This is a genomic window from Kitasatospora purpeofusca (genome assembly GCF_000718025.1).
Taxonomy (GTDB): Bacteria; Actinomycetota; Actinomycetes; order Streptomycetales; family Streptomycetaceae; genus Kitasatospora; species Kitasatospora purpeofusca.
Window position 1 is genome coordinate 62358 of record NZ_JODS01000028.1, and the last position, 14200, is coordinate 76557.

Below are 14200 nucleotides of genomic sequence, written 5' to 3' on the forward strand. Positions count from 1 at the left end.
TCACTCCTCCCAGTGGTGCGGGACGAACACCGGCGCGGCCAGCACGACGGCACGCGGCGGGGAGTCCAGCATCGGCCCGAACACGTCGAACTGGCCCACCGAGTGCCAGCTCATCAGCGTGCCGCCGTCGGTCCGGCCGATGCTGTAGACGCCGGCCCAGAGCGTGTACCGGCCGCGCGGCAGCGGCAGCCGGGGGATCACGCAGGCGACCTGGCGGTCCCCGCCGGTGAGCCGGATCTCGTGGCTGATCTGGAAGATCGGGCTGGAGGTGCCCTCGCTGACGCCCAGGTGCAAGGTCGCGTCGCCCCGGTACTCGCCGCCCAGGGTGAGCTCGACGGTCATCGGCTCGTCGGTGGTCAGGCTGTCCCGGTCCTCGCCGCGCACCTCGTGCTTGAGCAGTTGGAGCGGCTCGCCGGTGCGCCCGCCGGCCTCGGACTGCGCCTCGATCGAGTCGCGGTAGCCGGCCATCGCGTCCTTGATCCCGGCGTCCACCCGGATCGAGCCCTGCTCCAGCCAGATGCCGCGCCGGCAGATGGACTCCACCGCGGGCAGGTCGTGCGAGACGAAGACGATGGTGGTGCCCTGTTCGGCGACCTCGCGCATCCGGTCCAGGCAGCGCTGCTGGAACACCGCGTCGCCGACCGCCAGCACCTCGTCCACCAGCAGCACGTGCGGCTCCAGGTAGGCCGCGACGGCGAAGCCGAGGCGCATCTGCATGCCCGAGGAGTAGAACTTCACCTGCCGGTCGATGGCGCCGCCGAGCCGGGCGAACTCCACGATGTCGTCGAAGCGGCCGGCCACCTCGCGGCGGCGCAGGCCGAGCAGCGCGCCGAACAGGTAGATGTTCTCCCGGCCGGTCAGGTCCGGGTGGATGCCGGCCCGGATCTCGATCAGCGCGCCGATCCGGCCGCGCACGTCGATCACCCCGCCGTACGGGTACATCACCCGGGTCAGCATCTTCAGCAGGGTGGACTTGCCGGAGCCGTTGGAGCCGATCAGGCCGACCGACTCGCCCGGCTCGATGTGCATCGAGATGTCCCGCAGCGCCCAGCGCCAGTCCTCGCCCTTCTCGCCGCGCAGTCGGCGGGCCAGCGAGTCGACCTTGTCGCGCAGCAGCATCCGCTGCTGGTCGGCCTTGAAGCGCTTCCACACCTGGTCGGTGCGGATGGTCCCGAGCGGGAGGGTCTGGCTAGGCGACATCGGCGATCCCCGTCTCCAGCTTCTTGAACAGCAGGTAGCCGCCGACCAGGAACACCACCGAGGAGACCGCGGCGATCGTGGTGAGCGCGGCGTCCGGCGCCTGCCCGTAGAGCAGGGCGTTGCGGTAGCCCTCGATCACGGCGCCGAGCGGGTTGACGCCGACGTACAGCTCCTGGAGCCGCTCCGGGATCTGGGCCAGCGGGTAGGCGACGGGGGTGGCGAACACTCCCATCTGGGTGATGATCGGCAGCAGGTGGCGGACGTCGCGCAGGTACACCACGGCCACCGAGAGCACGAGGGCGATGCCGTAGGTGAAGGCGAACTGGATGCCCAGCAGCGGCACCACCCAGAGGAAGGTGACGGCGGGGGCGGTCCAGAAGATCAGGAAGAGCAGGCCGAGCACCGCGGTGCCGATCAGCATGTCGACGGTGGCGACCAGCATCGTGGCGAGCGGGAACACCTCGCGCGGGCAGTACACCTTGTTCAGCAGGCTGAGGTTGTTGGCGAGGCTCAGCGCACCCTGGTTCATGGTGTTGCTGAAGAACTGCCAGACGATCAGGCCGACATAGGCGAACAGCGGGTACGCGGCACCCTCGGTCTCGACGTGCACGGCCCGGCGGAAGACCAGGGTGAAGATGGCGCACAGCGCGAGCGGGGTGAGCACCGCCCAGGCGAAACCGAGCACCGCCTGCTTGTAGCGGGCCCGCAGGTCCCGCTCGGCGAGCGCGCGGACGAGTTCACGGGCGCCCCACAGTTCGCGGGCCACCTGGGCCGGACGGAGCCCGCGTTTGAAGATCAGCTCGGGCGGCGGCCCGTCGGCGGCCGACGGGCGTCGCCCCGGGGCCTGCGTTGTCTGGCTGTCGCGCTCGTCGACGAGCTGCGCGCGTTGTCCCCCCACGGACACCTGCCCTCTCCGGTACCGGTGGTATCGAGAAGTGGGCCCGTCACAACGGCTGTTGACGCCGTCGCGGTGCGGCCCGGCCCCACTCTGGCACAGAGTGTGGCCGCCGGGGGTCGGTTCGGTGAAGGTGATCGACCCCACCCCGGCCGACGACCGAAAAGGGGCGGACCGGTCGCGGTGCGACCGGCCCGCCCGTCGGAGGTCGGGAGGGGTGGGAGGACGTCAGTACAGCTTGTGGGCGCGCGGGTGGCGCTGCTGCTCCTGGGCGACCAGGTGGTCCATCACCTCGGGCATCGCCTCGACGCCGCCGGCGTTGGTCGGCGAGGTGCGGTACTCGCCCTGCACCACCACGGTCGGCAGCTCGTTGATGCCGTAGCGGACGAACAGCGCGGCGGCCTCGTCCACGGCCCGCAGGGTGTCCTCGGAGCGGTAGGCCTCGCGGAAGGCCTGCTGGTCGACACCCTGGCGCAGGGCCCAGTCGGTGGCGGTGTCCTCGGTGGTGACGTCCTGCTCGCTGCTGTGGACCGCGCGGAAGGCGGCGGCCTGCAGCCGCTCGACCAGGCCGAGCCGCTCCAGCGTGTAGTAGAGGCGGGCGTGGCCGCGCTGGGCGGTCTCCTCGCGGCTGCCCTGCCAGATGGCCGGGACGCGGCGCAGGTCGACGTCGGCGCGGTGCCGCTCGGTCCAGGCCTGGAGCGGCTGTTCGAGCTGCTGGGAGTGACCGCAGTCGTACCAGAAGAACTCGATCGCCTCGGTGCGGGCGCTCTCGCGCACCGGCTGCGGCTGGTCGAGGCGGACGTACTGGGCGCCCTCACGGGGCGGCTGGTGGGTGACGGCGCCGGCCTGGACGGGGGATGCGGCGATCCCGGCGGCGACGGCGAGCAGCAGGGTGGTTCGAAGGATCGACTTCACACGGGGCAGTGTGTCCGTGACGGAACGTCATCGGCCAGGTCGTCCCGGTGCGTCGGGCCGGGATTCGCCCGATCGGCGCACCCGGCCCGGCGCACCGGGACGCGTCAGCCTCGTCCGCCGTCCGGGCCGTCCTTCGCCGCGCCGACCCGGTCCGCCTCCGCCGCGGGTCCGGCGGGTGCGGCGGGTCCGGCGGGTCCGGCCGCACCGCCGCCGACGCGTCCGCAGACCTCGCCGAACAGCTGCTGCCAGGCGTCGGCCACCACGTCGAGCTCGTTGTGGGCGAGCGCGTGCGCCCGGGCCGCGGCGCCGAGTCCGGCCCGGTCGCCGGCCAGGACCTTGGCCAGCGCCTCGGCGAGGGCCGGCGGGTCGCCGGGGGAGACCAGCGCGCCGGTGATGCCGTCCCGGACCACCGAGCCGACCCAGCCGACGTCCGTGGCCACGGCCGGCAGGCCGGCCAGCGCCGCCTCGATCAGCACTCCGGGCACACCCTCGCTGTCACTGCTGAGCAGCACGGCATCGGCGGCCCGGTAGAGCGGCGCCGGGTCGGCGAGGGTGCCCAGGAAGTGTGCCCGGGCGGCGGCCGGATGTCGCTCCAGGGCGGAGCGTTGCGGGCCGTCGCCGGCGACCGCGAGGCGGACGTCCGGGAGCCGCCCGAGGGCGTCGAGGGCGAGGTCCAGGCGCTTCTCGGGGGCGATGGCGCCGAGCCAGGCGACCAGCAGGCCGTCCGAGGGCAGGCCGAGCGCCTGCCGGGCGGCGCGGCGGTCGGCCTCGTCGGCGGCCGGCGGGTAGCGGTCGGCGGACCGGGCGTTGGGGATGGTGCGGACCCGGGCGGCGGGCAGCCGGAAGCGTTCGACGAGCAGTTCCGCGGCCTCGTCGGCGAGGGCGGTGACGGCGGCGGCACGGTGCAGCAGGGCGCCGGTGCGCAGCCGGCGGACCGCTCCCGCGGTCCAGTGCCGGGGGTCGCCGATGGACACGTAGACGAACGGGGTGCGGGTCCCGGCGAGGGCGATGGCGCAGGCCGGGAGGGTCGAGGAGCCGTGGGCGACCACGAGGTCGGCGGTGCGGGCGGCGGCGCGCAGGGCGCCGAGGGTGCGCGGGTGGAGCCGGCCGGGACCGAGTACGGCGGTGGCGCGGGTGTCGGGGGCGTCCGGGTGGGCGTCGGGGTGCGGGGCGAGGGCGCGCAGTGCGGAGGCCTGGCCCCGGCGGCGCAGTTCGCGGTGCAGGTCGCGGGCGAGGCTCTGGGCGCCGCGACGGCGTGGATCGGTGATGAGGTGAAGGATGCGGGGGCGGGTTCCGGCCGTCCTGACCGGTGTCGCTTCGGGCATGGCAACGACCTTGGCACAGCCTCCCGTCAGGGACGACCCCTTCGCGCAACCCGGCGGTGGTCCGTAGGTCGGCGTGCGGCCTCCGGAAGGGCGCCGCCCGGGAGCCGTCGTACGCCCTGCCGGGGGTTCGCGCGCCCCGTTCCGCGCTGTCGACCGCCCCCTGACCGTTCGCCGGCGTCCGGTCCGCGGCGCCCGGCCGGCGGCGCACCCCGCCCCGGCGCCGGTCTGACCGAACCGCTGGCGGGCGCCGACCGCGACCTGCGATGCTGAGCGGCAGTCAGGGCGCCCTCCCGGCACGGGAGACCGGGGGTGCCCAGGAGGGCGGGGGTTGGCCTGTGCATGTGCTCTATGTGATCGACAGCGTGAGCCGGGTCGGCGGGGCCGAGCAGGGCCTGGTGGCGATGACCCCCCAGCTGGTGCGGGCCGGGGTGAAGCTCGACGTCGCGTACCTCAAGGACTCGCCCGGCGGCTTCCAGCCCGAGCTCACCGCGGCCGGGGCCGATGTGTTCGGGGTCGGCAGGCCCACCCGGGGCGGCACCGTCGCCGCGCTGCACCGGCTGGTCCGCGAGCGGCGGCCAGACCTCGTGCACACCACGCTCTACGAGTCGGACGTGCTGGGCCGGGCGGCCGCCCTGGCGGCCCGCACCCCGGTGGTGACCAGCCTGGTCAACGCGGCGTACGGGCCGGAGCACCGCAACGCGCGCGGGCTGAACCCGTGGAAGGTGCGGGCCGCGCAGGCGGTGGACGCCACCACCGCGCAGGGCACCCGGCGCTTCCACGCGCTGACCAGGTACGTGGCCGGGGCGATGGCCCGGCGGCTGCGGGTGCCCTCGCAGCGGATCGACGTGGTGCCGCGCGGGCGCGACCCGGAGCTGCTCGGCTCGGTGACGCCGGACCGGCGGGCCGCCGTCCGGACGGCGCTGGAACTGCCGCAGGACGTGCCGGTGGTGCTGGCCGCGGCCCGGCAGCAGTACCAGAAGGGCCTGGACGTCCTGCTGGAGGCCTGGCCCGAGGTGCTGCGGGCGGAGCCGGAGGCGGTACTGCTGCTGGCCGGCAGCGAGGGCACCGAGAGCGAGCGGCTGCGGGCGCTGGCCGCGGCGACCCGCGGGGTGCGGTTCCTCGGGCCCCGCGACGACGTGTTCGACCTGATGGCGGCCTCGGACGCGTTCGCGGTGCCGTCCCGCTGGGAGGGGCTCGGCAGCGCGGCGATGGAGGCGATGGGCGTCGGGGTGCCGCTGGTGGCCGCCGACGTGCCGGCCCTGCGGGAGACCGTCGGCTCCGAGGACTACGCCCGGCTGGTGCCGGCGGAGCACCCGGCCGCGCTGGCGGCGGCGCTCACCGACACCCTGGAGGACCGGGCCTCGGCCCGGGTGCGGGCGAAGGCGGCGCGGGCCCGGTTCCTGACCTCGTTCACGCTGCACCAGGTGTCGGCGCAGATGGTGGGGTTCTACGAGCGCTCGCTGCGGCTGCGGACGGTCTGAGCGCCCCGGCCCCGGAGCCGTCGGCGGTGTGTGCGCGCCGCGGCGTCCGGGCCGGGGCGCGCACCGCCGACGGCCCGTTCTGTCCGGATCCGGGCGGGTCGGCGGCCGGTGTACACGATCTCCCGGACCAGTATCGCCAAAGCGGTTGCGCCGCACGTCGGGGCTCGGGAAGCATCGCAAGGGGATCCGGCGGGGGCGGGGGTCGGCGTGCGGAGCACGCGTTGGACCACCGGGTCGGACCGCGCCGTGGGGAGTACGTCGTTCAGGACGTTGTCCGCGAGTCGTCAGGGGGGCGGGTTGCGACATCAGCCGAGGGATTCCACCGTGCCCGCGAGGGTGTGCCGGTCGCGCCCCGGGGCGTGACCCGACCAGCGGTACCCGGACCCGCCGCGCCCCCGGACAGGGGGGCGACGGGCGCTGACAGCACCACCGCACCACGAACGCGAGGGGATCCAACCGGTGGAACCGGCAAACCACTTCACCGTCCTGCGGCGCTACTGGCGCCTGCTCGTCGGCTGCACGCTCGCCGCGCTGGTCGTCGGCTGGCTGCTGACCCCGGCCGGTGACACGGTGGACAACGCCAAATGGAAGTGCAAGGTCGCGATCACCCCGGTCGCCGGCGCCGGCGACACCGTCCGGGCCGACCAGGTGCTCTCCTACGCCCAGGGCGCGGACGTCGCGGCGGCAGCCGCGAAACAGCTCGGCATCGCCGACGCCTCCGAGGTGCTCGCCCGCCGGACCGTCACCGCCGACAGCCCCCAGATGCTGACCATCGCCACCACCGGACCCACCGGGCCGTCCTGCTCCGACCTGGCCACCGCCTACTCGGCCGCGATCATCAAGGGTTACAGCGACGAGTCGGCCCGCAGCGCCGCGGAGACGATCAAGAAGCTGCAGGCCCAGGCGGACGCCCAGCAGCAGCAGTTGAACGACATCCAGGCCCAGTACAACCGTTCCTCCCCGGCCGACCAGCCCAAGCTCCTGCCCAAACTGACCGCCGCCAACACCTCGCTGACCACCACCCTCACCACGATCAACAAGCTGGCCAACAGCGCCCAGACCGACGCCATCCAGCAGTGGGGCAGCATCGACGCCCGCCAGGGCACCAGCAATCTGCTCTCCTCCCCCAGCCGCAGCGTGCGGCTCGGCCTGGCGGTGTTCCTCGGCCTGGCGCTCGGCGTGGTCGCGGCGCTCATGCTCAGCCGGATGGACACCCGGCTGCGCAGCCGCAACGCGGTCGAGGAGGCGTTCAACCTGCCGGTGATCGGCGAGGTGCCGCACCTGTCCCGCCGCCAGCGCCGGGTGCGCGAACCGCTGGTGCGCGCCCGGCCGTCCGACCCGGCCGCCGAGGCCTATCGCTCGCTGCGCTCCACCCTGCTGCTGACCGGCCCGGACACCCTGGCCCGGCCGGCCGGCGGCGACGACCGGGACCCGAAGCGGACCGCCCCGCGCCCGCTCACCGAGCCGGCCCCGGTGGTCCTGGTGGCCTCCGGCGGCAGCCGCGACGGCCGGACCATCACCATCGCCAACCTGGCCGCCGCGCTCGCCGAGACCGGCCGCGGCGTCCTCGTCCTGGACTGCGACTTCCGCCACCCGCAGCTGCACACCCACCTCGGTGTGGGCGACGGCCCCGGCATGGCCGAACTGCTCAGCGGTGAGCGGCTCGACGAACTGGACGAGCTGATCCGGCCGACCAATGTCGCCGGGGTCTCGCTGATCACCGGCGGCAACACCACCGCGTACCCGGCGGCCCTGGTGCTGCGGGCCGGCGACGTGCTGCGACGGGTCCGGCCGCACGCGGACGTCATCCTGATCGACACCTCCCCGCTGCTGCACGCCAACGACGCCTACGACCTGGTGCAGCACGCGGACGCCGTGCTGGTCACCGTGCGCAGCGGCAATGTCACGCCGGAACAGGCCGACCGGGTGGCCGAGTTGCTCTCCCGGACCGGGGTGCCGGTGGCGGGCGTGGCCCTGCTCGGCACCTACGGCCGCTCCGGACGGCGGCGGCGCGGGCCCGCGGGCGTCGCCGGGGCGTCCGGACCGGCCGGGCGGGGCGGACAGCAGCACCAGCCGCAGCAGTCGCAGCAGCAGACGGCGCAGCCGCGCCAGTCCGGGCCGGCGACGGAGCGGACGCCCGCGTCCGCGCCGGAGCGGGTCGCCGAACCGCCCGGGGAGCGCGGCGGCGGACGGACCACCCCCAGCTGGGCGCGGCGCGCGGCCGGGGCGAACGGCGACGGCCCGGACAGCGGCGGACCGGGCAGCACCGGCCCGGACAGCGCCAACGGCCACGGGCACGGCGGCGACCAGGGCGAACCGGCCCTGCTGCGCGAGGCGGAGGAGCGATGAGCGGGCCACTGGACGAGTCGCCACAGGCAGCGGGGCCGGTGCCGGAACAGCTGCCGGAGCCCGGACCGGCGGACGCCCCCGTGCGGGTGCTGTGGCTGGCCAAGGGCCTCGGTCGCGGCGGCGCCGAGCAGCTGCTGCTCAACTGCGCCCGCCACGCCGACCGTTCGCGCTACCGGATCGAGGTCGCCTACGTCCTGCCGTGGAAGGACGCGCTCGCCCCGGCGCTCACCGGGGCCGGGGTGACCGTGCACTGCCTGGGCGGCGTCCCCGGCACCCCGGGCCGGGCCGATCCGCGCTGGCCGCTGCGGCTTCGCCGGCTGCTCGTCGAACGCCGGTACCACCTGGTGCACACCCACATGCCGGTACCGGCCGCCGCCGCCCGGCTGCTCGCGCCCACCCTGACCGGCCCCGGGCCGCGCCTGGTGCACACCGAGCACAACGTCTGGGAGCGCTACCGCCCGGCCACCCGCTGGGCCAACGCGCTCACCTACCGGCGCAACGACGCGGTGATCGCCGTCTCGCACGCCGTCGCCCGGACCGTCCCGCCCGGACGGCGCCGCCCCGGCGACTGGGTCACCGTGGTGCACCACGGCCCCGACCTGGCCGGAGCCCCCGGCGGACCGGCCGCCCGCGCCGCCGCCCGCGCCGAACTCGGCCTGCCGGCCGAGGCGTTCGTCGTCGGCACGGTCGGCAACCTGACCCCGAAGAAGGACCAGGCCACCCTGCTCGCCGCCCACGCCGCCCTGCTGCGCCGCCACCCCCGGGCCCGGCTGGTGCTGATCGGCGCCGGACCGCTGGAGGGGCAACTGCGCGCCCGGGCCGCCGAACTGGGCATCGCCGACGCCGTCCTGATGACCGGGTCGCGCCCCGACGTGCCGCAACTGCTGCCCGCGCTGGACGTGTTCACCCTCAGCTCCCGCCAGGAGGGCCTGCCGGTCGCCCTGATGGAGGCGATGACCAGCGGACTGCCCTCGGTGGTCACCCGGGTCGGCGGCATGCCCGAGGTACTGGACGACGGCGAGCAGGGCTACCTCGTCCCGCCCGGCGACCCGTCCGCGCTGGCCGACGCGTTCGCCCGGCTGGCCGAGGAACCCGACCTGCGCACCCGGCTCGCGACCGCCGCCCGGGAGCGCTCCGGGCGCTTCGACGTGGCGGGCGCCCAGCGCGCCGTCGAGGCGGTGTACGCACGGGTGCTGCGGCACTGAGCGGACCAACCGCACCCGGAGAACTCCGGAGCACCGACGTTTCCCCGTTGACCCCCCGACCACCGATGGGAGAGCGAGTCCGGACGTGAGCGCCCTGCCCGCCCCCGCCGAGCTGACCTTCCGCCCGCCGGCCGAGCCCGACCTCCCCGCCGTGCTCGACCTGCTCACCGCCTCCCTGGCGGGTGGACCCACCGGCACCCGCACCGCCGAGTTCTTCGCCTGGAAGCACCTCCGCAATCCCTTCGGCGCCAGCCCCGGGCTGGTCGCCGAGACCGCCGACGGGCGGCTCGCGGGGGTCCGCCTGTTCCTGCGCTGGCAGTGGCAGGCGGGCGGCGCGGACGGCCGCCCGGTCAACGCCGTCCGGCCCGTGGACACCGCCACCCACCCCGACTTCCAGGGCCGCGGCATCTTCCGCCGGCTCACCCTGGACCTGCTCGACCAGGTCGCCGGGGACACCGAACTGGTGTTCAACACACCCAACGGCAACAGCCTGCCCGGCTACCGGAAGATGGGCTGGCAGGAGCTGGGCCGGGTACCGATCGCGGTCCGCGCCGTCCGCCCGGCCGCCTTCGCCCGGGGTGCGCGCGCCGCCCTCGCCCGACGTCCGGCCGCCGTGCCGACCGGTCCCCCGGACTGTCGACTGCCCACCGTCCTGGCCTGGTTGGCCGACCCGGCGGTGACCGGCGCACAGGGCCCGCTGGCCGAACTGCTGCGCGAACGCGCCGCCGCCGACGCCGCCGACCGCCGGCTCGCCGTCCACCGCACCCCGGAGTTCCTGCGCTGGCGGTACGGCGAGGCCCCCGGCCTGGACTACCGGGTGCTCACCGTGCACCGCGGCGAGGAGCTCACCGGCCTGGCCGTCGGCCGGCCCCGACGGCGCGGCCCGCTGGCCGAGTTCACGCTCGCCGACCTGGTGGTCCGCCCCGGCGACCGGGACAGCGCCGTCCGGCTGCTGCGCGCCGCCGCCCGCGAGTCCGGCTGCGACCACGTCGCCACCCACCTCTCCCCCGGCACCGAGGCCGCCGACGCCGCGCTGCGGGCCGGCTACCTGCGGGCCCCGCGCACGGGCATGACCCTCGCCGCCCGCACCCCGGGCGGCGCCACCCCGCTCACCCTGGCCGACTGGCGGTTCAGCCTCGGCGACCTGGAGGTGTTCTGATGGCGGCGGCGCCCGGGGAACCGGGCACCACGGGCGCCGCGTCCGCGGTGCTCCGGCGCGTCCCCTGGCCGTCCGCCCTCGCCGCCACCCTGGCCACCGGCTACGTCACGCTCTTCGTGCTCGCCTCGGTGCACACCTCGTACGACACCTGGGGCGCGCTGCTGATCCTCCCGGCGCTGATGGCGATCGGCACCCCGCTGCTGGCCAGGATCGCGGCCGCCAACCCCGAACGGGACGTCTTCCGGCTGCTGCTGCTGGCGATGACCGCCAAACTGCTCTGCGCCTTCCCCCGCTACCTGATGGCCTTCGTGCTCTACGGGGGCGCGGCCGACGCCAAGATGTACCACCAGAAGGGCAGCGAGCTCGCCGCCTACCTGGACACCGCCGACCTGCTCGGCGGCGTCCACTACGACCTGGGCATGAAGGTCGCCGGCACCGGCTTCGTCATCATCGTCACCGGCATCGTGTACGCGATCACCGGCCCCTCGCTGATCGGCGGCTTCCTGGTCTTCTCCTGGATGGGCTTCTGGGGCCTGCTGCTGTTCTGGCGGGCGCTGCAGATCGCCTTCCCGGAGGCGGACACCCGCAAGTACGCCAAGCTGGTCTTCTTCCTGCCCTCACTGCTGTTCTGGCCCTCCAGCATCGGCAAGGACGCCTGGATGATGTTCTGTCTGGGCCTCACCACCTACGGCACGGCGCGGCTGCTGGACCGGCGGTTCGGCGCCTTCTTCTGCATCGCGCTGGGCTCGGTGGGCACCGCGATGGTCCGCCCGCACGTCACAGCGCTGGCCGGGGCCGGGCTGATGGTCGCGTACGTGCTGCGCCGCCGTCCGCAGCAGGTCAGCGCGCTGGGGCCGCTGCGCACCATCCTGACCGCCGTGGTGCTGGGCGCGATGGCGGTGCTGATGCTGCAGCAGGTCTCGACCTTCTTCGGCACCGACGGGACCGGCGGCGACGCCGTCAACCAGGTGCTCTCGGAGACCTCCAGACGTACCAGCCAGGGCAATTCGATGATCAACGCGACCGCGCCCGAGGACGCCGCGCCGAAGTTCAGCCTCAATCCGGCGGGGCTGCCGGTCGCGGTGATCAGCGTGCTGTTCCGGCCGTTCCCGTTCGAGGCGTCCAACATCCAGAACCTGATCCAGTCGGTGGAGTGCTTCGCGCTGCTGGTGATGTTCATCCGGGCCTGGCCCCGGCTGTCCCGGCTGCCCCGGCTGTTCGTGCAGCGCTCGTACGTGGCCTTCGCCGCCGTCTACACGCTGCTGTTCTGCTGGGCCTTCTCGACCATCAACAACATGGGCATCCTGTCCCGCGAACGGGTCCAGGTACTGCCGCTCGCCCTGGTGCTTCTGGTCGTCCCGGCCGCCACGGCGAGCAGGGGGAGCAGCGCGGCCCGCCGGCCGCCACCGGTCTGGCGGGTCTCGCCCGGGCAGTGGGGCGCCCGGCGGACGTCCGAGCCACCGGGCCCGCCGACGGAACCACCCGTACCGACGGCGGTACCGGCACCTGCTGTCCGGTCCACCGCCGCACCTTCGTCCATCGTGTCACCTCCGTCCATCGTGTCACCTCCGTCCACCGTGTCACCGTCACCGTCAACGTCCCAGGGGGGATCGACCGCGCCATGACCACCGACACCCTTGCCCTGCCCGCCGCCCTCGGCGGCACTCCCGCCTTCCCCGACGGGCTGCCGCTCACCCGGGTCCAGGTGCCCGACCGCGCCGCGCTGCTGGAGCGGCTCGGCACCGTGCTCGACAGCGGACAGCTCACCAACGGCCGCACCGTCGCCGAACTCGAGGAGGCCGCGGCCGCGCTGCTGGAGGTGCCGCACGTGGTGGCGGTCTCCAACTGCACGACCGGACTGATGCTGGTGCTCCAGGCCGCCGAGGTGGACGGCGGGCGGGCGGTGGTGATGCCCGGATTCACCTTCTCCGCCACCGCGCACGCCGCGCACTGGGCCGGCGGCACCCCGGTGTTCGCCGAGGCCCGCGAGCGGGACATCACCCTCGACCCGGAGGACGCCGCCGCCCGGCTGGCCGCCGCCGACCGCCCGGCCGCGCTGATGGCCACCCATGTCTACGGCACGCCCTGCCAGGTCGAGCGCCTCCAGGAGGTCGCCGACGCGGCCGGGGTGCCGCTGGTGTACGACTCCGCGCACGGCTTCGGCAGCCGCCGCAAGGGCGTGCCGATCGGCAACTTCGGCTACGCCGAGGTGTTCTCGATGAGCCCCACCAAGGTCGCGGTGGCCGGCGAGGGCGGCCTGGTCGCCACCCGGGACGCCGCGCTCGCCCGGCGGCTGCGCACCGCCCGCGACTACGGCAACCCGGGCGACTACGACACGCTGTTCCCCGGCCTGAACGCCCGGATGAGCGAGCTGCACGCCGCCGTCGGCCTCAACTGGCTGGCCGGACTGCCCGAGCGGGTGGCCCACCGGGGCGCGCTGGTGGCCGAGTTCGCCGCCGTCACGGCCGGCCTGCCGGGGCTGCGGCTGGCCCTGCCGGAGGAGGGCGACACCTCCACCTTCAAGGACCTCACGCTCATCCTGGACGCCGACGGGTTCGGCCTCGACTCGCGGCAACTCGCCGACGCCCTGCGGGCGGAGGGGATCGACTCGCGGCGCTACTTCCACCCGCCGGTGCAGCGCCAGCGGGCCTACGCCCACCTCGGCCAGGCCGAGGCGCTGCCGCTCACCGACCGGCTCGCCGACTCGGTGCTCACCGTGCCGCTGTGGTCCCAGATGGACGCGCCGACGGTCCGCCGGATCGCCGAGGCGGTGGCCCGGATCCAGCCGTACGCGGAGCGTCTGCGCTCCGCCTGAGCCGACCGCACCGGGCCGCGTCGCCGTTACGCGGATCGGGTGAACGCGGTTGGACCGCGGGCACCCCCGGTCGGCAGGATGTCCGGCCGGGGCCCGTGGTCCCATCCCACCTTCCCCCGTACGGATTTGGAGTTCCCGGTGCTCAAGGGATTCCGCAGCTTCCTGCTGCGTGGAAACGTCGTCGACCTCGCGGTCGGCATCGTGATCGGCGCGGCCTTCACGGCCGTGGTCACCGGGTTCGTGACGGCCTTCCTCACCCCTCTGATCGGGGTGGCGACCGGCGCGGTCGGCGACTTCACCCTGAAGACCTTCGACGTGGCCGGCACCCGGTTCCCGTACGGCGTCTTCGTCAACGCGCTGATCAGCTTCCTGCTGGTCGCCGCGGTGATCTACTTCATCGTGGTGGTTCCGGTCGGCAGGCTCCAGGCGCGGCTCGACGGCGACAAGCCGGCGCCGGTCGCCAAGGCGGACTGCCCCGAGTGCCTGAGCAGGATCCCGGTCGCGGCGGTGCGCTGCTCGTTCTGCACCTCCGAGGTGGCCGGACTGCCGGGCTTCCCCGCCCAGAACGGCGGCGCTCCCCGGCCGGCCCCGGTGCACTGAGCGGACGCGGAGCACAGCCCGGTGGCCGTTCGGTGACCACCGGGCGACCGCGCGGGGGTGGTCCGAGGGCGGTCCGAGGGCGGTCCGGCGGCAGGTCGGGGCCGGGCCGCGGCGAGTCCGGGGCACGTCGGGGGCAAGTCGGGGGCGTTCCAGCGGCGTTCAGCGGCCCCGTCCGGGCGCGAGCGGTCCCGAACGGCCCGGCCGCGGCACCTCCCGGGCTGCCCCGGACCCCGCCCCGGCCCCTCCGAGGCCCTTC

At 74.9% G+C, this 14200-nt stretch carries 11 protein-coding genes; 7 read left to right on the forward strand and 4 right to left on the reverse strand.

Features of this window, described 5'->3' with window-relative positions; translation table 11 throughout:
- The 4 genes from IF01_RS0130925 to IF01_RS44465 form a co-directional block, all read right to left on the reverse strand.
- Window positions 1–1200 carry an ABC transporter ATP-binding protein gene (locus IF01_RS0130925; protein WP_030396895.1) on the reverse strand — a complete coding sequence of 400 codons (1200 nt, stop codon included), beginning with the start codon at window positions 1198–1200 and terminating at the stop codon, window positions 1–3.
- A complete protein-coding gene (locus IF01_RS0130930; RefSeq protein ID WP_233290520.1) occupies window positions 1190–2104 on the reverse strand; it encodes an ABC transporter permease in 915 nt (304 codons plus the stop codon). The genes IF01_RS0130925 and IF01_RS0130930 overlap by 11 nt, the downstream gene beginning before the upstream one ends.
- Window positions 2105–2323: 219 nt before the next feature.
- Window positions 2324–3010, reverse strand: a complete 687-nt coding sequence (locus IF01_RS0130935) for a thiol:disulfide interchange protein DsbA/DsbL (RefSeq protein ID WP_030396897.1) — start codon at window positions 3008–3010, stop codon at window positions 2324–2326.
- 104 nt (window positions 3011–3114) lie between these two features.
- Entirely contained in the window at window positions 3115–4335 is a 1221-nt protein-coding gene (locus IF01_RS44465) for a glycosyltransferase family 4 protein (RefSeq protein WP_051756535.1), read from the reverse strand.
- Window positions 4336–4676: 341 nt separating this feature from the next.
- On the opposite strand from IF01_RS44465, the gene IF01_RS0130945 reads away from it, so the two are divergent.
- The 7 genes from IF01_RS0130945 (at window position 4677) to mscL (ending at window position 13944) form a co-directional block, all read left to right on the forward strand.
- Window positions 4677–5816 (forward strand): glycosyltransferase family 4 protein, encoded by a 1140-nt coding sequence (locus tag IF01_RS0130945; RefSeq protein WP_244215685.1) that lies wholly within the window; start codon window positions 4677–4679, stop codon window positions 5814–5816.
- Between the two features lie 459 nt (window positions 5817–6275).
- The gene (locus IF01_RS42560; RefSeq protein ID WP_037781780.1) at window positions 6276–8165 is read left to right on the forward strand and encodes a tyrosine-protein kinase family protein; all 1890 of its coding nucleotides are present in this window, start codon (window positions 6276–6278) and stop codon (window positions 8163–8165) included.
- Window positions 8162–9370, forward strand: coding sequence for a glycosyltransferase (locus IF01_RS0130955; RefSeq protein ID WP_078880464.1), 1209 nt, complete (start codon window positions 8162–8164; stop codon window positions 9368–9370). Before IF01_RS42560 ends, IF01_RS0130955 begins: the two co-directional genes overlap by 4 nt.
- Before the next feature lie 85 nt (window positions 9371–9455).
- On the forward strand, window positions 9456–10529 hold the full coding sequence (locus tag IF01_RS0130960) for a GNAT family N-acetyltransferase (protein ID WP_233290522.1): 1074 nt from the start codon (window positions 9456–9458) through the stop codon (window positions 10527–10529).
- Window positions 10529–12154 carry a hypothetical protein gene (locus IF01_RS0130965; protein ID WP_051756537.1) on the forward strand — a complete coding sequence of 542 codons (1626 nt, stop codon included), beginning with the start codon at window positions 10529–10531 and terminating at the stop codon, window positions 12152–12154. Before IF01_RS0130960 ends, IF01_RS0130965 begins: the two co-directional genes overlap by 1 nt.
- Window positions 12151–13344, forward strand: coding sequence for a DegT/DnrJ/EryC1/StrS family aminotransferase (locus IF01_RS0130970; protein ID WP_030396903.1), 1194 nt, complete (start codon window positions 12151–12153; stop codon window positions 13342–13344). Before IF01_RS0130965 ends, IF01_RS0130970 begins: the two co-directional genes overlap by 4 nt.
- Before the next feature lie 138 nt (window positions 13345–13482).
- Window positions 13483–13944, forward strand: a complete 462-nt coding sequence (gene mscL / locus IF01_RS0130975) for a large conductance mechanosensitive channel protein MscL (RefSeq protein ID WP_037781782.1) — start codon at window positions 13483–13485, stop codon at window positions 13942–13944.
- Window positions 13945–14200 lie beyond the last annotated feature (256 nt).